Origin of the sequence: Corallococcus sp. CA054B (genome assembly GCF_003611625.1) — a bacterium.
In the GTDB taxonomy this organism is placed as follows: Bacteria; Myxococcota; Myxococcia; order Myxococcales; family Myxococcaceae; genus Corallococcus; species Corallococcus coralloides.
This window is the reverse complement of sequence record NZ_RAVY01000176.1, coordinates 1-19,776: the sequence shown is the minus strand read 5'-3', so window position 1 is coordinate 19,776 and position 19,776 is coordinate 1. Positions and strand designations below refer to the sequence as shown.

At 69.2% G+C, this 19,776-nt stretch carries 22 protein-coding genes and 1 pseudogene; 17 read left to right on the top strand and 6 right to left on the bottom strand.

Features of this window, described 5'->3' with window-relative positions:
• The first annotated feature begins 36 nt into the window (after positions 1–36).
• Genes D7V80_RS31745 through D7V80_RS31735 form a run of 3 tightly spaced genes read left to right on the top strand, consistent with a single transcriptional unit; the run spans position 37 to position 2,879 of the window.
• Positions 37–798 carry a uracil-DNA glycosylase family protein gene (locus D7V80_RS31745; protein ID WP_370452571.1) on the top strand — a complete coding sequence of 254 codons (762 nt, stop codon included), beginning with the start codon at positions 37–39 and terminating at the stop codon, positions 796–798.
• Between the two features lie 34 nt (positions 799–832).
• Positions 833–1,840 (top strand): esterase family protein, encoded by a 1,008-nt coding sequence (locus D7V80_RS31740; protein ID WP_120591687.1) that lies wholly within the window; start codon positions 833–835, stop codon positions 1,838–1,840.
• A 13-nt stretch (positions 1,841–1,853) separates the two neighbouring features.
• Positions 1,854–2,879: an L-erythro-3,5-diaminohexanoate dehydrogenase gene (locus D7V80_RS31735; RefSeq protein WP_120591686.1), complete on the top strand. Its 1,026-nt coding sequence runs from the start codon at positions 1,854–1,856 to the stop codon at positions 2,877–2,879.
• A gap of 48 nt (positions 2,880–2,927) precedes the next feature.
• Here D7V80_RS31735 and D7V80_RS43105 read toward each other — a convergent pair whose 3' ends face one another.
• Positions 2,928–3,074 carry a hypothetical protein gene (locus D7V80_RS43105; RefSeq protein ID WP_233585871.1) on the bottom strand — a complete coding sequence of 49 codons (147 nt, stop codon included), beginning with the start codon at positions 3,072–3,074 and terminating at the stop codon, positions 2,928–2,930.
• Here D7V80_RS43105 and D7V80_RS44015 point away from each other — a divergent pair.
• Positions 3,036–3,419, top strand: a pseudogene (locus tag D7V80_RS44015) (helix-turn-helix domain-containing protein); the annotation flags it as partial. The gene D7V80_RS43105 and the pseudogene D7V80_RS44015 sit on opposite strands and share 39 nt — an antisense overlap.
• Entirely contained in the window at positions 3,379–4,023 is a 645-nt protein-coding gene (locus D7V80_RS31725) for a transposase (protein ID WP_120591685.1), read from the top strand. The pseudogene D7V80_RS44015 and the gene D7V80_RS31725, both read left to right, overlap by 41 nt.
• 20 nt (positions 4,024–4,043) lie before the next feature.
• Here the strand turns inward: D7V80_RS31725 and D7V80_RS31720 are convergent, their stop codons facing one another.
• From D7V80_RS31720 to D7V80_RS31710, 3 genes are all read right to left on the bottom strand, one after another.
• Positions 4,044–5,738 (bottom strand): glycosyl hydrolase family 18 protein, encoded by a 1,695-nt coding sequence (locus D7V80_RS31720; protein ID WP_233585870.1) that lies wholly within the window; start codon positions 5,736–5,738, stop codon positions 4,044–4,046.
• 310 nt (positions 5,739–6,048) lie between these two features.
• The gene (locus tag D7V80_RS31715) at positions 6,049–6,666 is read right to left on the bottom strand and encodes an ankyrin repeat domain-containing protein (protein WP_120591683.1); all 618 of its coding nucleotides are present in this window, start codon (positions 6,664–6,666) and stop codon (positions 6,049–6,051) included.
• A gap of 78 nt (positions 6,667–6,744) precedes the next feature.
• A complete protein-coding gene (locus D7V80_RS31710; RefSeq protein WP_120591682.1) occupies positions 6,745–8,289 on the bottom strand; it encodes a catalase in 1,545 nt (514 codons plus the stop codon).
• A gap of 315 nt (positions 8,290–8,604) precedes the next feature.
• On the opposite strand from D7V80_RS31710, the gene D7V80_RS31705 reads away from it, so the two are divergent.
• Genes D7V80_RS31705 through D7V80_RS31685 form a run of 5 tightly spaced genes read left to right on the top strand, consistent with a single transcriptional unit; the run spans position 8,605 to position 12,646 of the window.
• On the top strand, positions 8,605–10,155 hold the full coding sequence (locus D7V80_RS31705; RefSeq protein ID WP_120591681.1) for a lysine 5,6-aminomutase subunit alpha: 1,551 nt from the start codon (positions 8,605–8,607) through the stop codon (positions 10,153–10,155).
• Positions 10,152–10,637: a hypothetical protein gene (locus D7V80_RS31700; protein ID WP_120591680.1), complete on the top strand. Its 486-nt coding sequence runs from the start codon at positions 10,152–10,154 to the stop codon at positions 10,635–10,637. The genes D7V80_RS31705 and D7V80_RS31700 overlap by 4 nt, the downstream gene beginning before the upstream one ends.
• 4 nt (positions 10,638–10,641) lie before the next feature.
• Complete coding sequence (locus D7V80_RS31695) at positions 10,642–11,427, top strand: OAM dimerization domain-containing protein (RefSeq protein WP_014396340.1); 786 nt, start codon at positions 10,642–10,644, stop codon at positions 11,425–11,427.
• Positions 11,424–11,822, top strand: coding sequence for a hotdog fold domain-containing protein (locus tag D7V80_RS31690; protein WP_014396341.1), 399 nt, complete (start codon positions 11,424–11,426; stop codon positions 11,820–11,822). Before D7V80_RS31695 ends, D7V80_RS31690 begins: the two co-directional genes overlap by 4 nt.
• The gene (locus tag D7V80_RS31685; protein ID WP_120591679.1) at positions 11,819–12,646 is read left to right on the top strand and encodes a 3-keto-5-aminohexanoate cleavage protein; all 828 of its coding nucleotides are present in this window, start codon (positions 11,819–11,821) and stop codon (positions 12,644–12,646) included. The genes D7V80_RS31690 and D7V80_RS31685 overlap by 4 nt, the downstream gene beginning before the upstream one ends.
• A 125-nt stretch (positions 12,647–12,771) precedes the next feature.
• Here the strand turns inward: D7V80_RS31685 and D7V80_RS31680 are convergent, their stop codons facing one another.
• Positions 12,772–14,226, bottom strand: a complete 1,455-nt coding sequence (locus D7V80_RS31680) for an FAD-dependent monooxygenase (RefSeq protein ID WP_120591678.1) — start codon at positions 14,224–14,226, stop codon at positions 12,772–12,774.
• Between the two features lie 91 nt (positions 14,227–14,317).
• Between D7V80_RS31680 and D7V80_RS31675 the strand changes: the two genes are divergently transcribed.
• The 7 genes from D7V80_RS31675 to D7V80_RS31645 all read left to right on the top strand — a co-directional run bounded on the left by D7V80_RS31675 (position 14,318) and on the right by D7V80_RS31645 (position 19,363).
• Positions 14,318–14,944 (top strand): TetR/AcrR family transcriptional regulator C-terminal domain-containing protein, encoded by a 627-nt coding sequence (locus tag D7V80_RS31675; RefSeq protein WP_120591677.1) that lies wholly within the window; start codon positions 14,318–14,320, stop codon positions 14,942–14,944.
• 163 nt (positions 14,945–15,107) lie between these two features.
• On the top strand, positions 15,108–15,884 hold the full coding sequence (locus D7V80_RS31670; RefSeq protein ID WP_120591676.1) for an SDR family NAD(P)-dependent oxidoreductase: 777 nt from the start codon (positions 15,108–15,110) through the stop codon (positions 15,882–15,884).
• Entirely contained in the window at positions 15,874–16,671 is a 798-nt protein-coding gene (locus D7V80_RS31665; RefSeq protein ID WP_120591675.1) for a class I SAM-dependent methyltransferase, read from the top strand. The genes D7V80_RS31670 and D7V80_RS31665 overlap by 11 nt, the downstream gene beginning before the upstream one ends.
• Before the next feature lie 91 nt (positions 16,672–16,762).
• The gene (locus tag D7V80_RS31660; RefSeq protein ID WP_120591674.1) at positions 16,763–17,314 is read left to right on the top strand and encodes a hypothetical protein; all 552 of its coding nucleotides are present in this window, start codon (positions 16,763–16,765) and stop codon (positions 17,312–17,314) included.
• A gap of 127 nt (positions 17,315–17,441) precedes the next feature.
• Entirely contained in the window at positions 17,442–17,828 is a 387-nt protein-coding gene (locus tag D7V80_RS31655; RefSeq protein WP_120591673.1) for a hypothetical protein, read from the top strand.
• Between the two features lie 82 nt (positions 17,829–17,910).
• The gene (locus tag D7V80_RS31650; RefSeq protein WP_147447273.1) at positions 17,911–18,858 is read left to right on the top strand and encodes a hypothetical protein; all 948 of its coding nucleotides are present in this window, start codon (positions 17,911–17,913) and stop codon (positions 18,856–18,858) included.
• A 109-nt stretch (positions 18,859–18,967) separates the two neighbouring features.
• Entirely contained in the window at positions 18,968–19,363 is a 396-nt protein-coding gene (locus D7V80_RS31645; protein ID WP_120591671.1) for a LysM peptidoglycan-binding domain-containing protein, read from the top strand.
• A gap of 51 nt (positions 19,364–19,414) precedes the next feature.
• On the opposite strand, the gene D7V80_RS41955 is transcribed toward D7V80_RS31645, so the two are convergent.
• Positions 19,415–19,776 (bottom strand): hypothetical protein (locus tag D7V80_RS41955; RefSeq protein ID WP_158616734.1); only part of this gene is annotated, 362 nt, incomplete at its 5' end.

Below are 19,776 nucleotides of genomic sequence, written 5' to 3'. Positions count from 1 at the left end.
GCGGAGTCCCCGTCGCGCGACACCCTGCACGCCGCGATGAAGCAGCCCCTGGGCGCTTCCCGTCCGCTGGCCGCGCCGCCCCTGGCCGCATCACGCCCCCTGGCCTCCGAAGCTCCGGGTGTGGCTCCGGCCCCCCGCGCCGCATCGGCGCCGGCTCCGGAGATGCTCCTGGACGTGCCCAGGTCCGTGCCCCGCTACAACGGCGCGCTGCCCGGCGTCGTGGAGGGCGAACGCCCCACGCTGGATCAGATCCGCCGCGAGCTGGGTGACTGCCGCCGCTGCAAGCTGTGCACGGGCCGCAAGAACATCGTGTTCGGCTCCGGCAACCCTCGCGCGGACCTGGTGTTCGTGGGCGAGGGCCCCGGTGAGAGCGAGGACCTCCAGGGCGTGCCCTTCGTGGGCGCCGCCGGCGACCTGCTCACCAAGATGATTGGCGCCATGGGCTTCACCCGGAACGACGTCTACATCGCCAACGTCGTGAAGTGCCGCCCGCCCGGCAACCGCAACCCGGAGCCGGATGAGATCGCCGCGTGCGAGCCCTTCCTGCGCTCGCAGTTGCTCGCCATCCAGCCCAGGGTCATCGTCGCGCTGGGCAAGTTCGCGGCGCAGACGCTGCTCAGGGACACCACCCCCATCACCCGCATGCGGGGGCAGTGGCGCGAATACGAGGGCATCCAGCTCATGCCCACCTTCCACCCCGCGTACCTCCTGCGCAACAGCGCGGAGAAGCGCAAGGCGTGGGAGGACCTGCAGCAGGTGATGAAGCTGTTCGGCAAGCACCCGGGCTCCAGCGCGTAGACCGCGCGGCGCACCGCGACCAGGAGAAGCACCGATGAAGGGCGTGCTCGAGACGCGTGAAGTGCATTCCCCCGCGCTGGAGAACAACCCGCTGGGAGATCCGGCCCGCCGCCGGCTCACCGTGTACCTGCCGCCGGGCTACGCGGAAGGCACGCAGCGCTACGCGGTCGTCTACTTCCTGCACGCCTTCGGCAACGGCGGCGGCTCGTGGACCAACGCGTCCGGCTTCTCGCCCTCCGTGCCGGACCGCCTGGACGCGCTGATCGAGCAGGGTGCCATTCCGCCCGTCATCGGCGTCTTCCCTGACGCGTGGACGAAGCTCGGCGGCAGCCAGTGGGTGAACAGCGACGCCATCGGCCGCTACCGCGACTACCTGGTCAAGGACATCGTCGGCTTCGTGGACAAGACCTTCCGCACGCTGCCCAAGGCCGCGTCCCGCGCGGTGGTGGGCCACAGCTCCGGCGGCTACGGCGCGCTGGTGATGGGCCGCTACCACCCGGAGATCTTCTCCCTGGTCGGCGCGCACGCCCCGGATTCCTACTTCGAGTACTCGTACATGCCGGACCTGCCCAAGGCCGCCACCGCCCTGATGAAGGCCGGCGGCGTGGAGGCGTGGGTGACGGAGCTGCGCCAGCGCGCCGTGGCCACCAAGGTGCGCGGCGACGACTTCCCGGTCATCAACATCCTGGCCATGGCGGCGGCGTACTCGCCGAAGAAGGGCGAGCCGCTCAACCTGGAGCTGCCCTTCGAGCAGCACAACGCGAAGCTGCGCCTGGACGTGTGGAACCGGTGGCTCGTGCACGACCCCGTGCGCTTCGTGCCCAAGTTCATGGACTCCTTCCGCAAGCTCAAGACGGTCTACCTGGACGCCGGCACGCGCGACGAGTTCAACCTGCGCTGGGGCACGCGCATGGTGGCGGACGACCTGAAGGCCGGCGGCGTGGACGTGGCGCACGAGGAGTTCGAGGACGGGCACTCGGGCGTGTCGTACCGCTTCGAGCGGTCGCTGTCGGTGCTGGTGCCGCTCCTCGCGCGGGACTGATAAGGGGGAGCCCATGGATACCTACGGACTGTCGCGCGTCGTGGCGGAGAAGGGCGTGCTGCCGCAGCGCGCTCGCAAGCTGGACCCCTCGCTGCCGTGCCGCGAGGCGGAGCTGCTCATCGACGTGGAGAGCCTCAACATCGACGCCGCGTCCTTCAAGCAGATCAAGGACGACGTGGGCGGCGACCCCGCGCGCATCGCCTCCCGCATCCAGGACATCGTCCTCGAGCGCGGCAAGATGCAGAACCCCGTCACCGGCTCCGGCGGCATGCTCATTGGCCGCGTGAAGGAGCTGGGCGCGAAGCACCCCGCCAACGGCGTGCTCAAGCCCGGGGACCGCATCGCCACGCTGGTGAGCCTGACGCTCACGCCGCTCGTCATCGAAGAGGTGAAGGCGGTGCACGCGGACATCGACCGCGTGGACATCCGCGGCCACGCGCTGCTCTTCGCGAGCGGCATCTACGCGAAGCTCCCGGAGGACATGCCGGACACGCTGTCCCTGGCGGCGCTGGATGTCTGCGGCGCGCCCGCGCTGGTGGCGCGCCACGTGCGCCCGGGCATGACGGTGGCGGTGCTGGGCGCGGGCAAGAGCGGCGCGCTGTGCCTGGCGCAGGCCCGCCGCAGCCTGGAGAGCCGCGGCAAGCTGCTGGCGCTGGACATCTCCCAGAAGGCGCTGGACGCGCTGTCCGCCATCGGCCTGTGTGACGAGGCGCTGAAGGTGGACGCCACCCAGGGCGTGGACGTGATGGAGGCCGTGTCCAAGGCGACGGGCGGTCAGCTCTGCGACCTGGTGGTCAACTGCGCCAGCGTGGGCAACACGGAGATGGCGTCACTCTTGTCCGTGAAGGACGGCGGCACCGTCATCTTCTTCTCCATGGCCACCAGCTTCACCACGGCGGCCCTGGGCGCGGAGGGCGTGGGCAAGGACGTCACCATGCTCGTGGGCAATGGCTACGTCCCCAACCACGCCGCCCTCACGCTGGAGCTCTTGCGCACCGAACCGTCGCTGCGCCAGCTCTTCGAGTCCCGCTACGTCTAAGCCAGAGGAAGTAAGTCCTGTCAGGGGGTAGAGTTGCCGCTCCTCCGGTTATGCGGAAGGAGCGGCGAAGTGCCCCACCAGCACCGAGCGTTGGAACTGACGGCGGCCGAGCGGCGTGGGCTGGTACGCGCTCTGCGGCAGCAGGCGCCGCAGGGCGTGGCGCTGCGAGCGGCCATCGTGCTGTTGAGTGCTCAAGGCCAGAGTGCCCCGCACATCGCCACGGCCTTGGGGCTGACGACACGCACCGTCCAGCGCTGCCGCCGACGCTGGCGTCAGCACGGGTTGGCGGGACTGGCTGACGCGGCCCGTCCGGGCCGGCCGTCGAGAGTGTCCGCCGACTCCCTCATGCTCCTGATGCGCACCGTGGAAACGGCGCCGAAGGAACTGGGCTTTGCGTTTGCCCGCTGGACGCGTGCACGTCTGGCCGCCTATCTCCAGCAACGTACCGGCGTGCGGCTGAGCGCGCGGTGGGTGGGCGAAGTCCTGCGGTGCCACGGCTATGTGTGGCGGCGCGCCAAGCTCACCACCCGGCACCTGGCGGACGAGGAGGAAAAAAGCACGCGCCTTCAGGCGCCTGCACCGTCTGCAGAAGGCAGCCCGAGAGCCCCGGGCCGACTTCGAGCTGTGGTACGCCGACGGCGTTCACTTCAACCTGCTCCCGGTGACGCGCTCCGCGTGGCGGCGCAAAGGGCAGCGGCTGCTGGTGCCCACTCCGGGCAAGAATGTGCGAGTGGGAGTGGTGGGCGCCATCCGCTTTCCCAGCAGGCACTTCCTCTTCGCCTACCAGCCCAAGAGCGTCACCACCGCTCTGTTTCTGTCGCTGCTCGAAAAGCTGGTGGCGCGGGCAAAGCGGACGGGCAGGCGCATCGTGCTCGTCCTCGACAACGGCGGCCCCTTCACTTCCCACCGCGCCCAAGCCGCCCTTGAAGCCGCACGGCCCCAGGTGCGCGTCTTGCGGCTGCCTTCGTACACCTCGGAAACCCTCAACTGGATTGAGGGCTACTGGGACGAGCTCAAGAGCACCTACTTCAGTCAGATGCTGACCGAGCAGCGCGAGGCGTTCTATCCGGAAGCCGTCCGACTGCTGCACCGCTTGCGGCGCTCAGGACGGCTCAGTCTGCTTGCGCCTCGCGCTACCCCCTGACAGGACTTACTTCCCCTGGCTTAGGGCTTGAGGAAGGCCGTGTGCACGGCCTTGAGGAGTGGATCCTTCTCACCCGCCGGGGCCGCATTGATGTGGCCCTGGTTGATGGTCCAGATGATGCCGCCCCCCAGGCCCAGCTCTCGCGCCCAGCGGCCCTTCTCCGTCACGGAGGGGATGTCCTCATAGGAGATGAAGTTGCAGGACTGCGGGCCCTTCGCGTCGGCGTCGGAGAGGTAGGGCACCCGCGCCGTGGCGTCCCAGATGTACTTCATCTTGGGCAGGTACTCCTTCTGGATGTTGGCGTAGCTCATCCGGTTGTCGCTCTGCTCCTCGTACGGATTGTTGGGGCCGTCCACGGGCTGGCCTGGCTCCGTGACGTTCTTCCAGCAGGTCCCGAAGAAGCCGATGCCGACGCCCAGGCGCTGCGCGGGGATTCCCGCCGCGAGGAACGCCTTCACGGAGGTGGAGACGGAGGTGGGGTGGGCCAGCGTGTCGCCGAAGAGCGGGCTGGAGTGCCAGGTCTGCCAATCCGGCCAGTCGCCGCTCATCTTGTACGACATGATGTTCAGCTGGTCGACGCGGGCCACCAGCTGGCGGTGGAACTCCGCCTCCTCCTTGCTCAGGCCGAAGTTGGAGTTCACCCAGCCCACAGGCACGGTGATGATGAGCTTGTCGTCCAGGGCGCGCAGGTCGTCCAGGAGGGCGAGCAGCGGCGGTCCGTCCTCCGGCAGCTCGATGGGCTCCCAGTCCACGTCGACGCCGTCGTAACCGAACTCGTGCACGGCATCGACGATGTTGCGGGCGAAGTTCCGGCGCTTCTCGACCGTCCCCGTCGCGCCCTGGAAGCCCTTGTGCTCATCCATGCCACCCAGCATCAGCAGGGCCTTCTTGCCCGCGGCGTGAGCCTGCTGCTCGATCTTCCGGGCATGGATCGGTCCCTCGTGTTCGCTGATGTCGAAGACCTTGGTGATCGTGCCATCCACCTGCGGCCGGATGCGCCCCATGACCACGTGCGTGAGCAGCGACATGTCCACGGTCTCCGCCGGGTAGAGGTCCTTCTGGTAGCCCACCCAGTAGCCCATGACCCAACTGACCGGGGCGCCACCGCTCCGCGGCGACACCTCCGCGGGCGCCCGGGTGCAGGGGCCTTCTCCCAGCTCGTTGGCCGCGCAGACGGTGAAGGTGTACGCGGTGCCGTTGGCGAGGCCCTCGAACAGCATCCCGGAGGAGGGGGCATTCACCCGCTGGGTGAGGCCACCGGGCTCCGCCATGATCTTGTAGTAGCTCAAGGGTCGTCCCCCGAAGCTCGCCGGGGCCAGCCAGCTCACGTAGGCCTGTGCATTGCCCGCCGTGGGGTTCACCGCGCGCGGCTGTCCCGGCACGGTGGGGTTCGCGATGGTCATGCCCGCCTGGGGCGTGACGATCTCGGAATTGGCGGAGCCCGGGCCCTCGCCCATCGCGTTCACCGCGGCGACCTTGAAGGCGTAGGGGAAGGCGTTGTTCAGCCCGCGGATGGTGGCCTGCGTGTCGGGCGCGTTCACCAGTGCGCCGCCACACTCGGGGATGCAGCGCACCACGTAGTAGAGGATCGGGCTGCCTCCATCCTTGGGCGGCACCGTCCATGTCACCAGGGCGGAAGCGTCCGCCGGCTGCGCGACGACCTGCTGTGGAGCCTCGGGCGCGGCGGGAGGAGCCTCCTCCTTGTCCGGGCCCATGCCGAAATCACAACCGCCCAACATCCCCGCGAGTGCCAAAACCACACATCGCTGCAACGGCTTTGACCAATGGCTGTTCATTCCCGCACTCCTGATCGGACGCGGGATGTTATGCGGTAGGACCCCCTGTAAGAGTCAAGGTTAGACAGAATATTGCGGTATTTTTGCATGCTACGTAAAACACTTATTAAGCCGACTAATCCCATTCCCGTAGGTCATCACAGAGCCTCCATGGGTGGGAAATGAAGCCTTCGGGGATGGCTGGTGTCCGGGGCGGCTGACAGGCGGCCCCGTCCCTGGCGCGCGGGCTTCAGCGCACCTGCGCGGTAGGGGCTTCCGGAGCCTGGACGGGAGCGACGGGGGCGTCCGGCGTCTGGGTCCGGGCCCAGTCATTGGCCGAGCGGCCGCTGGTGTCGCGTAGCGCGGGAGAGGCGCCCTGGTGGCGCAGCTGGTCGGCCACCTCAGTGCGGCCGAAGAGGACGGCGAACATCAGGGCCGTCTGGCCCAGCCGGTTGGTCTGGTCCACGGCGCAGGGCTGGGCGGAGAGCAGCTTCACCACATCCGCGTAGCCCTTGAAGGCGGCGCCCATGAGGGCGGTGTTGCCCCGGCTGTCACCCGCGCACGCGTCCGCCCCGGCGTCGAGCAGTGCCTGCACCGTCTGGGTGTGGCCGTAATAGGCGGCGAGGATGAGGGGGGAGAAGCCTCGCGCGTCACGGGCCTCCACGGGCGTGCCGGCCTTGACGAGCCCCTGGATGATGTCCGTCTCACCCTCGCGCGCGGCGGCGAGCAGGTAGCGCTCCGCATCGCTGGTGGCGAGCAGCCGTCCGGCGGGCGTCGCCGGAGAGCGCAGGGACATCCACGCGGCGGTCAGCACCGTGCACACCAGCATCACCAGACCCAGCGAACCGAGCAGCAGCTTGCGAACCATGAGGGCATCTCCAGCGAAGGAAGAGTGAAGGGGAGACAGGGCCGCCGTCGTGTCACCGGCGGCCCCGGTGTCGTCAGCTCACGGCACGCTGTGGGTGGCGAGCGGGGCGACGGTGGCCTTCGCGTCGTCCAGCTTCACGTTCACGGCCTTGGCCAGGCGCGTGCCGTAGTCCGCGTTCGCCGCGTAGAAGTGGCCCACCATGCGCGCCTTGACCTTCGCGTCGCGCACCTGGCCCAGGTCGCCGGCCAGGTTCTGGATGAGCCGCTCCTTGGCGCCCGCGTCGAGCGCCGTCCAGAAGGCGCCCGCCTGCGTGAAGTTGTCCGTCTTCTCGATGGGGCGCTGCTGCGTGGTGCCGGTGAGCGGCGCGTTGGAGAAGAGGGCGGAGGGCGTGTCCTGCGTCTCACGCGTGACGCTGGGCTCGTAGTTCACGTCCGACTTCGTGTTGCCGCTGTTCATCGCGCCGGCCTGGCTGTTGTTGTTCACCGCGGCCCGAGCGCGGTTCACCGGCAGGGACAGGTAGTTGGCGCCCAGGCGGTAGCGCTGCGTGTCCGCGTAGGAGAAGAGGCGGCCCTGCAGCAGCCGGTCCTCGGACGGCTCGATGCCCGGCGGCATCACGCCCGGGGAGAAGGCGGACTGCTCCGTCTCCTCGAAGAAGTTGTCCGGCATCTTGTTGAGGGTGAACCTGCCCAGCTTCACCGGGGGCAGCTTGTCCTTCGGCCAGTCCTTGGTGGCGTCCAGCGGATCGAACGTGAAGCCGTCCAGGTCCTTGGGATCCAGCACCTGCACGCTCAGCTCCCACGAGGGGAACCTACCCGCCTGGATGTTCGTGTAGAGGTCGTGCGTGGCGTGCTGGAAGTCCTCGCCGCCCAGCTTCGTGGCCTCCGCCGCGGTGAGGCCCTTCACGCCCTGCTGGGACTTCCAGTTGAACTTGACGTACTTCACCTGGCCCCTGGCGTTGACGAACTTGAAGGCGTGCACGCCGTTGCCGTCCATCTGCCGGTAGTTCGCCGGGATGCCCAGGTCCGAATAGAGCTGGGTGAGCATGTGCGTGGATTCCGGCTGGTGGCTGAAGAAGTCGAAGTAGCGGCCCGGGTCCTGCCGGTTGGTGACCGGGGACGGCTTCAGCGAGTGCACCATGTCCGGGAACTTGATGGCGTCACGGATGAAGAAGATGGGCAGGTTGTTGCCGACCAGGTCCCAGTTGCCCTCGTCCGTGAAGAACTTCAGCGCGAAGCCGCGCGGGTCGCGCAGCGTCTCCGGTGAACCGCCAGGGTGGATGACCGTGGAGAAGCGCACGAACATCGGCGTCTTCTTGCCCTTCTGGGAGAAGACGGACGCGCGCGTGAGGTGGGAGAAGTCGCCGTAGCTCTCGAAGGAGCCGTAGGCGCCCACGCCGCGCGCGTGCACCACGCGCTCCGGGATGCGCTCACGGTCGAAGCGCGCGAGCTTCTCGATGAGGGCGAAGTCCTCCAGGAGGATGCCGCCCCGCGGGCCGGCCGTCTTGGAGCTCTGGTTCGTGCCCAACGGCGCGCCCGAGTCGGTGGTGATGGGCGGCGGGTTGCCGGCGGCGAGGACGGGGGCGCCAGACAGCAGGACGGCGAGCATCAACGAGCGTCGGTTCAAGGGGAGCTCCTGGGGTTACGGGGGACCGCCCCATTCCCCAGAGCACGCCTCGTGCCGGGCTTTCGATTCTTGTGATTTCAATGAGTTGGCTCAGGGGGTTCGCTCGCCGCAACCGGCATTTCGGTGGATGGACCGAAATGGCGGTGGATGATGGCACCGCCTTGTCGGTGCCTGGGCGTGCGGCGAAATTTCGGTGAGAAGGCTCTCGTGTGATGCGTCTCGCCATTCAAGAGGCGCGGTGCGGCATCGTTTGCTGGCGGTGCGGGGGGCCGTGTTCTTGAGCCGAAGGACGCTGCGCTCGGGTAGGGTGCGCGCATGTCAGGCCCGTTCATCGACGACGCGCGGATTGCCGAGGCGCGCAAGCTGGCGGACGAGATCGTCAATCCGATCTTCGACCTCATCCAACGCAACACCACTGTTTCCAATGAGCGCACCGTTCTGCGCTTCTTTGGCATTTCCGGCGCCGGTGCGCGCGGCGTACCGCTGGCCAACCTCATGGTGGACAAGCTGCAGTCCGCCGGGGTGCTCAACCGGGGCGCCGCGTACTGGTACGGCCGCGCGCTGCAGCTGGGTGCAAGCAGTCCGCTGGACGCCGTGGAGCGCATCACCGCGCTGCCCACGGACAAGCTGGGCGCGCTGTCTCCGGAGATGGAAGCCAACCTGCGGGACGCCGTGCGCGAGGAGGCCCGCGCGGCGATGACGGAGCTGAAGGCCCGCATCGCCCAGCGCAATGCCCTGCGCGAGCAGTTCCCCATGTCGCCCGCGCCGCACAAGTACGTCATCGTCGCCACCGGCAACATCTACGACGACGTGGACCAGGCGAGAGCGGCGGCGCAGGCGGGCGCGGACGTCATCGCGGTCATCCGCTCCACGGCGCAGTCGCTCCTGGACTACGTGCCCCACGGGGCGACGACGGAGGGCTACGGCGGCACCTACGCCACCCAGGAGAACTTCCGCGTGATGCGCGAGGCCCTGGATGACGAGAGCCGCAAGCTCAAGCGCTACATCCAGCTGACCAACTACTCGTCCGGCCTGTGCATGTCGGAGATCGCCTTCTGCGCGGCGTACGAGCGGCTGGACATGCTCCTCAACGACGCGATGTACGGCATCCTCTTCCGCGACATCAACATGCGGCGGACGTTCATCGACCAGTACTTCAGCCGCCGCATCTGCGCCCTGGCCGGCATCATCATCAACACCGGCGAGGACAACTACATCACCACCGCGGACGCCTACGACGCGGCCCACACCGTCATCGCCAGCCAGTTCATCAACGAGTGCTTCGCCAAGCGCGCGGGCCTCAAGGACTGGCAGCTGGGCATCGGGCACTCGTACGAAATCGACCCGTACCGGGACGACACGCTGCTCCTGGAGCTGTCGCAGGCGATGCTGGTGCGCCGCTGCTTCCCGGACGCGCCGCTCAAGTACATGCCGCCCACGAAGCACAAGGAGACGGACATCTTCTTCAGCCACGCGTACGACGTGATGGCGGACCTGGTGGCCATCTGGACGCGGCAGGGCATCCAGCTCTTGGGCATGATGACGGAGGCCATGCACACGCCGCTGCTCGCGGACCGGTACGTGGCGCTCAAGTCCGCGTCGTACATCCACCGCGCGGCGCGGGGCATCGACGAGGAGTTCACCGTTCGCGAGGACGGGAAGATCGCCAACCGCGCGCGCGAGGTCTTCGCCAAGGCGGAGGAGCTGCTGCGCGAGTGCCACACCGAGGGCATGGTGGCGGCCATCGGCAAGGGGCGCTTCGGTGACGTGAAGCGCGAGGAGACCGGTGGCAAGGGCCTGGACGGCGTGCTGGCGAAGGCGCCGGATTACTTCAATCCGTTCCTGGAAATGCTGGAGGCGTCATGATCCTGGGTACTTTCGTGGCTGTGATGATGGCCGCGGGCGGCAGCGCGGATGCGTTGAGCAGCGTGACGGTGAAGAACATCGCGCTGAAGGCGCCGGCGGCGTGGACGCGCTCCACCGTGGACGGCTCGGAGAAGTTCCTGGCGCCCTCTGGCGACGCGTACTTCATGGTGGACGTGGGCACGGTGCAGACCGCGGGCATGAAGGCGGAGCTGTGCCGCACGAAGATCCTCGCGAACATGGGCGGCACCAGCTGGACGATGCTGAAGGTCGGCGGCCAGCCGGCGGCCACGAAGATGGACACGGACGCGGCGCCGGACGGCAGCGGCAACGTGGACACGGTGACGTACGTGGGGTGCAACGGGAAGACGACGTGGTCGGTGGTCTTCTACATGGAGCAGGGCAAGAAGGACCGTTTCGCCGCGGTGGCCGAGAAGGTGGGCACCAGCGTGTCGTTCACGCCGCCCAAGGGCAAGAAGGGCTAGTTCGATGGTGAAGCCGAGCAAGCAGATCATCCGCCCCTACGGCGACCGTCGCGACGACGGCATGGTGCAGCTGTCGTTCACGCTGCCGGTGCCCCTGTCGGAGAAGGCCAAGGAGGCCGCCGCCCAGTTCACGAAGAAGATGGGCTTCACGGACGTGAAGGTGGCCGCCGCCGAACGCGCGGCGGACCAGTACACGTTCTTCGTCGTCTACGCCCGCTCCAACGTGACGCTGGACTACGCGGAGATCGACGTGCCGGAGGTGGTGGTGCGCAAGATGGGGTTCGACGACCTCAACGCGCTCATCAAGGAGAAGGTGCGCCGGCGCATCGTCGTCTTCGGCGCGTGCACGGGCACGGACACGCACACGGTGGGCATCGACGCCATCCTCAACATGAAGGGCTACGCGGGCGACTACGGCCTGGAGCGCTACCCCGGCTTCGAGGCGTTCAACCTGGGCAGCCAGGTGCCCAACGAGGACCTCATCAAGAAGGCCACCGCGAAGCACGCGGACGCCATCCTGGTGTCCCAGGTCGTCACGCAGCGCGACGTGCACAAGGACAACTCGCGCCAGTTCATCGACGCGGCGAAGGCGGCGGGCATCCACGGCAAGACGCTGCTCCTCCTGGGCGGGCCGCGCGTGGACCACAAGCTGGCGCTGGAGCTGGGCTTCGACGCGGGCTTCGGGCCGGGCACCAAGCCGTCCGACGTGGCGAACTACATCGTGCACGCGGTGATGAAGAAGGAAGGCACGGAGTCCGCGGACTCCCACTACCAGGGGGAACCCTCGTGAGCACTGGCACGAAGGCGGTACTTCGGCTGCGCATGGGCAGCCATGACGCGCACTACGGCGGCAACCTGGTGGACGGGGCGCGGATGCTCGGTCTGTTCGGGGACGTGGCCACGGAGCTGTGCATCCGTTCCGACGGGGACGAGGGCCTGTTCCGCGCCTACGACTCCGTGGAGTTCCTGGCCCCGGTGTACGCGGGGGACTTCATCGAGGCGGAGGGCGAAATCATCAGCGAGGGCAACACGTCGCGGAAGATGCGCTTCGAGGCCCGCAAGGTCATCAAGCCCCGGCCGGACGTGAATGACTCGGCGGCGGACGTGCTGCCGGAGGCGGTGGTGGTGTGCCGCGCTTCGGGCACGTGCGTGGTGCCCAAGGACAAGCAGCGGGTGAAGCGATGAGCAAGCCCATGGTCATCACCGCCGCCCTGGTGGGCGCGGAGACGACGCGCGAGCAGACGCCGTACCTGCCCATCACCGCGGAGGAGATTGCCGAAGACGCGGCGAAGTGCCGCGAGGCTGGCGCGGCGATGGTGCACATCCACGTGCGCACGGCGGAGGGCAAGCCGTCGCAGGACGCGGAGCTGTTCCGCGCGGCCATCCGCGCCATCCGCAAGCGCACGGACGTGCTCGTCCAGGTGTCCACGGGCGGCGCGGTGGGCATGGACGTGGACGAGCGTTGCGGCGGGCTCACGCTCACCGGCGCGGACAAGCCGGACATGGCCACGCTCACCACGGGCACGGTGAACTTCGGGGAAGAGGTCTTCTGGAATCCCCGGCCGCTGGTGCGCGACATCGCGAAGCGCATCAAGAGCATCGGCCTCAAGCCGGAGCTGGAGTGCTTCGACGTCGGGATGATCGACGAGGCGCGCTACCTGGCGAAGGAGGGGCTGGTGGAGCTGCCGGCGCACTTCGACTTCGTGCTGGGCGTGCCGGGCACGCTGCAGGCGCGGCCGGAGGTGCTGGACTTCATGATCGCCGCGCTGCCGGAGGGGAGCTCCTGGACGGTGGCGGGCGTGGGGCGCCAGCAGCTCCCGTTCGTGGAGGAGGCCGCGAAGCGCGGCGGCAACGCGCGCGTGGGCCTGGAGGACAACATCTACCTGTCCAAGGGCGTGCTCGCGAAGGGCAACTTCGAGCTGGTGGCGGAGGCCGCGAAGCGGGCCCGTGCCGCTGGCCGTGAGCTGGCGACCCCCGAGCAGGCCCGGCAGCTGTTGCGCCTGGGCTGAAGAAGCCTGGAGGTGTCACGCGAGGCCCGGGAGCGGATGACGCCCCGGGCCTTCGTGTTTCGTCCCCGCGGCTCACGGCAGGCGCCCGCTCCGTGATGCGCGAACGCGGTGCGGCCTCCGGGCTGCTACGCGGCCCAGGCCCAGCCGACATGGCCGTCCGGGCGCACCAGCAGGCCGCCCACGCCTTCCAGGTCCCCGCGTCCCACGCGGCCCCGTGCGCGCAGCGTCGTCACCTGGGAGTGCCAGCCGGGCTCCCAGCGGGGCAGGGGGCGTGAGTCGTCCTCGCCCAGACCCAGCAGCAACCACCGGCCTGGATGCAGCGCCGCGTAGAGCCGCACGTCCGCGCCGAGCTCCACGTCGCTCAAGCGCCGGCCGCACCACTCGGACAGCAGCGGTGACGGCGTCTGCGGCGCGGGCACGTCCAGCGGCGCGTAGCCCACGTCGAGCGCCCCGATGTTGTCCGCGAGCTGGCGGTTCAGCCGGGGTTCACGGAGCAGGCCGCTCAGCAGCTCGCGCAGGGCCAGCGTCTCCCGCGTGGCGCCCATGAGGGCGGTCTGCGCCAGCGTGTTGTGGATCAGCGCCTCGCCCACGGGACGGCGCTCGCGCGAGTAGCTGTCGAGCAGTGCGTCCGGCGCGCCGTCCTTCACCACCGCCGCGAGCTTCCATCCCAGGTTCATCGCGTCTTGAAGGCCGACGTTGAGCCCCTGGCCTCCCGCTGGAAAGTGGATGTGCGCGGCGTCGCCCGCGAGCAGCACGCGTCCCTCTCGGTAGCGCTCCGCGAGCCGCGTCTCGTTGCCGAAGCGGGACAGCCACTGGGGCTCGCGCATGCCGAAGTCCGAGCCCGCGATGCGCAGCGTGCTCTCCCGCAGCTCCTCCATCGTGACGGGCTCGCGCACCGGCGCCGTCTCCCGGAGTGGATCCGTGACGACGATGCGGTGGACGCCCGGCGACATGGGCACCACCATCACGCCGCCCCGCTCGTTCGAGATGCCGAGCGCGGGCTGGGCCGGCGGCGCACCCAACGTCACGTCGCCCAACATCGCCGTGCGCGTCACGTCCGTCCCCGGGAAGGGGATGCCCGACAGCCTCCGCACCGCGCTCCGGGCCCCGTCCGCGCCCACCACGAAGCGCGCCCGGATGCGGAACGTGCCCGCGTCCGTGGCGCCCTCCAGGTCCACGCCCTCGGCGTCCTGGCGCAGGGCCTCCACCTTGTGGCCGCGCCGCACGGCCACGCCCAGCTCCCGCGCCCGTTCCTCCAGCAGTTCCTCCGTCACCGCCTGCGGGAGGAACAGCGTGTAGGGGAAGCGCGTGTCCAGGACGCTGAAGTCCAGGCGCGTGTCGAGCATCGCGAAGTGGCCGGTGGGCAGCGGCCGTCCCCGTTTCAGGAACCGGTCCTCCAGCCCTCGCAGCGCGAGCACCTCCAGCGAACGCGGATGCAGCGTCAGCGCCCGGGACTCGCGCACGGCCTCCACGCGCCGCTCGAACAGCTCCACCCGGATGCCCGCCAGCGCCAGCTCGCACGCGAGCCACAGCCCGGTGGGACCTCCTCCCACCACCGCCACATCGAGGACCTCCGCCATGACCGACCTCCCGCCCGAAGGCGTCAAACTAACGTTGTTAGGGATCGACTAACGGCGTTAGATTGTCAAGCCAGCGAGGGGCCGCGCGGGCATGCGAATCCAGCGGGAGCAGGTGGTGGCGGCGGCGTGGACGCTGCTGGACGAGCACGGCCTGGAGGGCCTCACGATGCGCGTCCTGGCGAAGGCGCTCTCCATCCAGGCCCCGTCGCTGTACTGGCACTTCCCGGGCAAGCAGGCCCTGCTGGACGCGATGGCGGACACGCTGGTGCGGGACGTGGCGCGGACGCTGACGCCGGAGTCACCGTGGGAGCCCGTGGTGCGCACCGTGGCGGACGAGCTGCGGCGCGCGTTCCTGGCCCACCGGGATGGCGCCCGCGTCTACGCCGGCACCCTCGTGGTGTCCGAGCACACGCTGCGCGTCTCCGACACGGTCATCGGCGCGCTGACGCGGGCGGGGTTCGACTCGCGGGCGGCGGGCTGGGCGGCCTTCACCGTGCTCGACTACGTGCTGGGCTTCACCATCGAGGAGCAGGGCTTCACCGCGCAGGACGCCGAAGCGAAGGAGCGGGAAGGGGCGCTGCGTCAGCTTGCCTCGGCGCGCTATCCGCACGCGGCGGGCGCGGTGGACGCCATCCTGGACCGCGACTTCGATCGCCGGTTCGCGTTCGGGATGGACCTGCTCGTCGCGGGCCTCCGCGCGCGGCTGTCCACGCCGTAGCGCGGCGCTGTCAGGAGTCCGGCGCGGATTTCGTCCCGCTGCCCGGCACGCAGCGCACCTGGCGACACCGCTCCTTCGTCCCGGCTGTCCGCGCAGGACGGCTCGGGCATCATGCCGCGCATTCCTCCCGCTCTGACGGGAGCCCACGAGGAGTCGCGAAGCGATGGACACGGGACTGCAGGGCAAGGGCGTGCTGGTGACGGGCGGCGCGGGCGGCATCGGCTCCGCGCTGGTGCGGGCGTTCGCGGGCGAGGGCGCGAAGGTGGCGGTGCACTACCACCGCAGTCAGGAGAAGGCGGCGGCGCTCGCGCGCGAGGTGGGCGGCGCGGCCGTGCGCGCGGACCTCACGGTGGAGGCGGACGTGGACGCGCTGGTGCCCCAGGCGGTGAAGGACCTGGGCCGGCTGGACGTGCTGGTGTGCAACACCGGCGTGTATCCCGCGCCCGACGAGCCGCTGTGGAAGATGTCCCTGGAGCGCTGGCGCCGCACGCTGGCGCAGAACCTGGACAGCGTGTTCCTGAGCTGCCGCGCGTTCCTGCGCCACGTGGAGACGACGGGCACGGGCACCATCGTCATCATCAGCTCCACGGCGGGCCTCTTCGGTGAGGCGGGCCACACGGACTACGCGGCGGCGAAGGGCGCGCTGGCGGCGGGCTTCGTGAAGAGCCTGAAGAACGAGCTGCACCGCATCGCGCCCATGGGCCGCGTCAACGTGGTGTGCCCGGGCTGGACGGAAGTGGACCGCAACCGCGACAAGCTGACGGACCCGAAGTTCCTCGGCCGCGTCACGCGGACGATGCCGCTGCGCAAGGTGGGACAGCCGGAGGACGTGGCGCGCGTCGTGGTGACGCTCGCGTCGGATCGCATCTCAGGCCACGTGACGGGCGAGGTCGTCACCGTGGCCGGGGGCATGGAAGGAAGGGTGCTGCATGAAGACTGACCTGGACGTGCGGACGTACAACCGCGAGGCGTGGAACGGCGAGGTGGGGCGGGGCAACAAGTGGACGTTGCCGGTGTCCCCGGAGGTCATCGACGCCGCGCGACGGGGTGACTGGAGCGTGGTGCTCACCCCGACGAAGCCCGTGCCGCGCGCGTGGTTCGGGGACCTGAAGGGCAAGGACGTGCTGGGCCTGGCGAGCGCGGGTGGCCAGCAGTGCCCGGTGCTCGCGGCGGCGGGCGCGAACGTCACCGTGTTCGACAACTCGCCCGCGCAGCTGGGGCAGGACCGCAAGGTGGCCGAGCGCGAGGGGCTCACGCTCCAGTACGTGGAGGGCGACATGCGGGACCTGTCCGCCTTCGCCGACGGGAGCTTCGACCTCATCTTCCACCCGTGCTCCAACTGCTTCGCGCCGGAGATCCTCCCGGTGTGGCGCGAGGCCTTCCGCGTGCTGCGCCCGGGCGGCGTGCTCCTGTCGGGCATCTGCAACCCGGTGCGCTACCTCTTCGACCCGGCGGAGGAGGAGAAGGGCGTGATGCGGCTCAAGTACACGATGCCGTACTCGGACTTCACCAGCCTCACGGACGAGGAGCGCCGCCGCTACACCGATAAGGGCGAGCCCATGGTCGTGGGCCATTCGCTGGAGGACCAGCTGGGCGGACAGCTGGAGGCGGGCTTCGTGCTCACGAACCTGTTCGAGGACAATTACGAGGGAGGGACGGACCTGCTCTCCACGTTCCTGCCCACCTTCATGGCCACCCGTGCGCTGAAGCCCGTATCGCGTTCGTGACGCAGAAGGGCGTTGCACCTGGCCGCCTTGAACGTCTACAGGAGGGCTGTCCGGGTCCTCCCGGACATCCCCCCATTCGTAGGAGTCGTCCATGAAGGTGTCGCTGCGTCTTTCCGCGGTCGTGTTGCTGGGTGTTTCGCTGCTGGGCCTGGGCTGTGAGGGTGCGGACTCGAGGGATACGCTGAGCGCCATCGAGGCGGGCGCCGAGGTGAAGGTGGAGCCCGCGCTGGCGGAGGTGAAGCAGGGCGCCGTGGGCGACACGCTGATGCGCTGCACGCAGCCGCAGGATGGCAGCTACCTGGAGGTGGTGCAGACGGCCACGGGCTACGAGGCGGCCACGGTGGTGGAGGCCTATGACCCCTGGGACTGCCGCTGCACGTATGAGAAGCGCACGGTGCTGGGGCAGTACACGCAGTGCCGCCGCTCCACGGTGGATCCGCGCATCATGAACTGCTACCGCGTCGAGCCCACCGGCTCGATTGGCAAGGTGGTGCTGTCCACCACGCGCGTGCAGCGCACGCAGATGGTCATCGGCGGCACGCAGACGGTGTCGTACACGGACCTGAGCATCGCGGCCATCAACCAGGACCCGGGCCACACGCCGCGCCAGGACTTCACCTACAGCCTGGCGGACTGCCAGTAGCCGGCGCTTTTCCGGAGGTGATTTAACCTTCGGCGGGCTCCGGGGTTTTGAGTGTCAGAGCGCGACGGGAAGCAGGCTGCACGGCTGCTCCCGGAGCGTTTTGACCTGAACCCGGAGTCCACACACCATGTCGCTCAAGTTCATGCTTCGCGGTACCGCCGTCGCCACGCTGCTCCTCGCCGTTCCCGTGCTCGCCCAGACGGCCGCGCCGTCCGACTCCAACGCCAGGGCCGGCCAGTGCGAGGGACGCCGGGGCAAGCACGGCGGCGGGGGCCACAAGTTCGGCCGCATGGAGCACCGGCTGGACAAGCAGGTCGCCGAAGGGCGCCTGACGCAGGCCCAGGCCGACGGGTTCAAGGCGGAGGCGAAGCAGCTGCACGAGGAGATGAAGGCCGCGCGCGCCTCCAGCAACGGCCAGGTCGACGAGGCCCAGCGCGCGCAGTTCAAGGAGCGCCGCAAGGCGCTGAAGGAGAAGATCAAGGCCGCGCTGGCGCCCACGCAGCAGGGCGCCTGAGGTCCCGCCGTGAGTGGGGGACGTGACGTGAGGGCCCCGGTCGGCACAGACTGACCGGGCCCCTACGTCCGCGGGAGTCCCCATGCTTCGCAGTCTGCTCGTCGCCCTTGTCGCACTGACCGCTGGCTGCCGCGCGCACTCCACCGCGACGCCGGCCGCGCAGACACAAGCGGCCCCGGTGGACGCGCCGGATGCGCCGGAGTCATTGGGGGTGCTGGTGGCGGACGGGGAGCTCCAGCGCGTGCAGAAGCGCGCGCAGTACATCGTCGAATCGGAGAAGGGCGCCATCAGCGCCACGGACCTGCTGCTCGCGCGTCCGGACCTGGACCGCTCGCGGATGAACTGGTTCTTCACCGTGCCGCGCGGCAACGCCTGGTACTCCGTCTTTGGCCGCTTCAATCCGCAGGACGTGTTCGTTCCCGCGTACGCGTATCGCGCGCCCATCGAGTTCTCCGGCGAGATGGAGGACTTCCCCGTCGAGTCCCTGCCCGAAGGCATGGACGCCCTGGCCCGCGCCGTGAGCACCGCCTGCGAGCGCGTCTTCCAGGTGCACGGCCGCAAGCAGCTCAACCCCGTCGTGGTGGAGGAGGACGACGGCATCACCGTCTACGTGCTCCAGGGCTTCGACGACTCGAACCTGTACCTGCTGGGCGGCGACTTCCGCTTCAAGTTCAGCAAGGACGGCCGCCAGAAGCTCCAGGAGCTGCCCCTGCACCAGGGGCTCATCCCCGTGTCCGTCGCGCCGGACGCGGACGGCGAGCGGCCCCAGTTCTCCGCGCACGCGCACGTGCTCTTCGCGGGGCCGCTGGAGACGGAGCTGGCGCTGGTGATGCTCTATCCCGCGCTGGGCGGCCTCTTCGTGGGCGGGGGGGACCAGGACCGCGTCTACGCGCTGTCTCCGGATGGCACCATCCGCGAGGTGCGCCTGAGCCGCGAGGAGGTCCTGCGCGAGCTGCGGCCGGACGGCACCTTCGCACCGCCCGAGGAGCTGAACGTCACACCGGAGCCCGGCGCGGACGTGGTGCTCTGAACAGCTCCTGGCCTCGCAGTGTTGAGCTTCGTTCAGGACCTTCCCGGTGGCCCGTCATGGCCAGCGGGCGGGGTGCTTGAGTTCGCGCCCTCACGACAGGAGGACGCGGATGGCCTTGCAGAACGACTACCAGGACGTGCTGGACGTGGCGAAGAACGTGGGCGCGAAGATCGAGACGCGCGAGGAGAACGGCAAGCTCGTCATCAAGGGCACCGTCGACCACGCCTTCGACCGCGATCGCATGTGGGATCAGATCAAGGCGAAGCACCCGAAGTGGAACGACGAAATCATGGTCATGCTCGACGTGACCCACGCGGAGCCCTACGGCGTCCACACCGTGAAGTCCGGCGACACGCTCAGCAAGCTCGCCAAGGACATCTACGGGGACATGAAGCTGTACACGAAGATCTTCGAGGCCAACAAGGATCAGCTCAAGGACCCGGACCACATCAAGGTGGGCCAGGTCCTCAAGCTGCCGCCGAAGACCATCGCCAACCGCGCCTGAGTCGCGGCGCTGCCGGTGGACCGCTGCCTCGCGGCCCACCGGTGCGGTGACTCACGGGCAGTACGGGCACTCCACCGTCGCCTCGAGCGAGTCGTAGACGAGGCAGTTCTGGTCCGCGGCGTTGTCGTTCTTCTGCTGGCAGCGGTAGTTCCACACGGAAGCGCACTGCGTGTAGACCTGCGCGTCGCCAGTGGGCCCCTGGTAGGTGGACGTGCAGGTGCCGCCCGAGCTGCCTCCCGACACGGTGCAGGTGTTGGGGTCGGTGTTGCTCGTGCACTTCATGCCGGAGCAGTTGGTGCCGCTGCCCATCCACTTGCCCGAACAGCCGGCCCCGTTGGTGCGCTGCTCACAGAGCACGCGGTTCAGGTTCCCGTCGTAGTAGGCGCACGCCCCGCTGCCGCCGCCACCACCCC

Bases quoted from the DNA above. Each gene is read 5' to 3' on its own strand.
- D7V80_RS31675 (WP_120591677.1), top strand. From the start codon at position 14,318: ATGCGAATCCAGCGGGAGCAGGTGGTGGCGGCGGCGTGGACGCTGCTG.
- D7V80_RS31695 (WP_014396340.1), top strand. From the start codon at position 10,642: ATGGTGAAGCCGAGCAAGCAGATCATCCGCCCCTACGGCGACCGTCGC.
- D7V80_RS31700 (WP_120591680.1), top strand. From the start codon at position 10,152: ATGATCCTGGGTACTTTCGTGGCTGTGATGATGGCCGCGGGCGGCAGC.
- D7V80_RS31725 (WP_120591685.1), top strand. From the start codon at position 3,379: ATGTGTGGCGGCGCGCCAAGCTCACCACCCGGCACCTGGCGGACGAGG.
- D7V80_RS31685 (WP_120591679.1), top strand. From the start codon at position 11,819: ATGAGCAAGCCCATGGTCATCACCGCCGCCCTGGTGGGCGCGGAGACG.
- D7V80_RS31645 (WP_120591671.1), top strand. From the start codon at position 18,968: ATGGCCTTGCAGAACGACTACCAGGACGTGCTGGACGTGGCGAAGAAC.
- D7V80_RS31650 (WP_147447273.1), top strand. From the start codon at position 17,911: ATGCTTCGCAGTCTGCTCGTCGCCCTTGTCGCACTGACCGCTGGCTGC.
- D7V80_RS31745 (WP_370452571.1), top strand. From the start codon at position 37: ATGAAGCAGCCCCTGGGCGCTTCCCGTCCGCTGGCCGCGCCGCCCCTG.
- D7V80_RS31740 (WP_120591687.1), top strand. From the start codon at position 833: ATGAAGGGCGTGCTCGAGACGCGTGAAGTGCATTCCCCCGCGCTGGAG.
- D7V80_RS31680 (WP_120591678.1), bottom strand. From the start codon at position 14,226: ATGGCGGAGGTCCTCGATGTGGCGGTGGTGGGAGGAGGTCCCACCGGG.
- D7V80_RS31660 (WP_120591674.1), top strand. From the start codon at position 16,763: ATGAAGGTGTCGCTGCGTCTTTCCGCGGTCGTGTTGCTGGGTGTTTCG.
- D7V80_RS31665 (WP_120591675.1), top strand. From the start codon at position 15,874: ATGAAGACTGACCTGGACGTGCGGACGTACAACCGCGAGGCGTGGAAC.
- D7V80_RS31705 (WP_120591681.1), top strand. From the start codon at position 8,605: ATGTCAGGCCCGTTCATCGACGACGCGCGGATTGCCGAGGCGCGCAAG.
- D7V80_RS31720 (WP_233585870.1), bottom strand. From the start codon at position 5,738: ATGGGCCCGGACAAGGAGGAGGCTCCTCCCGCCGCGCCCGAGGCTCCA.
- D7V80_RS31735 (WP_120591686.1), top strand. From the start codon at position 1,854: ATGGATACCTACGGACTGTCGCGCGTCGTGGCGGAGAAGGGCGTGCTG.
- D7V80_RS31715 (WP_120591683.1), bottom strand. From the start codon at position 6,666: ATGGTTCGCAAGCTGCTGCTCGGTTCGCTGGGTCTGGTGATGCTGGTG.
- D7V80_RS31655 (WP_120591673.1), top strand. From the start codon at position 17,442: ATGTCGCTCAAGTTCATGCTTCGCGGTACCGCCGTCGCCACGCTGCTC.
- D7V80_RS31670 (WP_120591676.1), top strand. From the start codon at position 15,108: ATGGACACGGGACTGCAGGGCAAGGGCGTGCTGGTGACGGGCGGCGCG.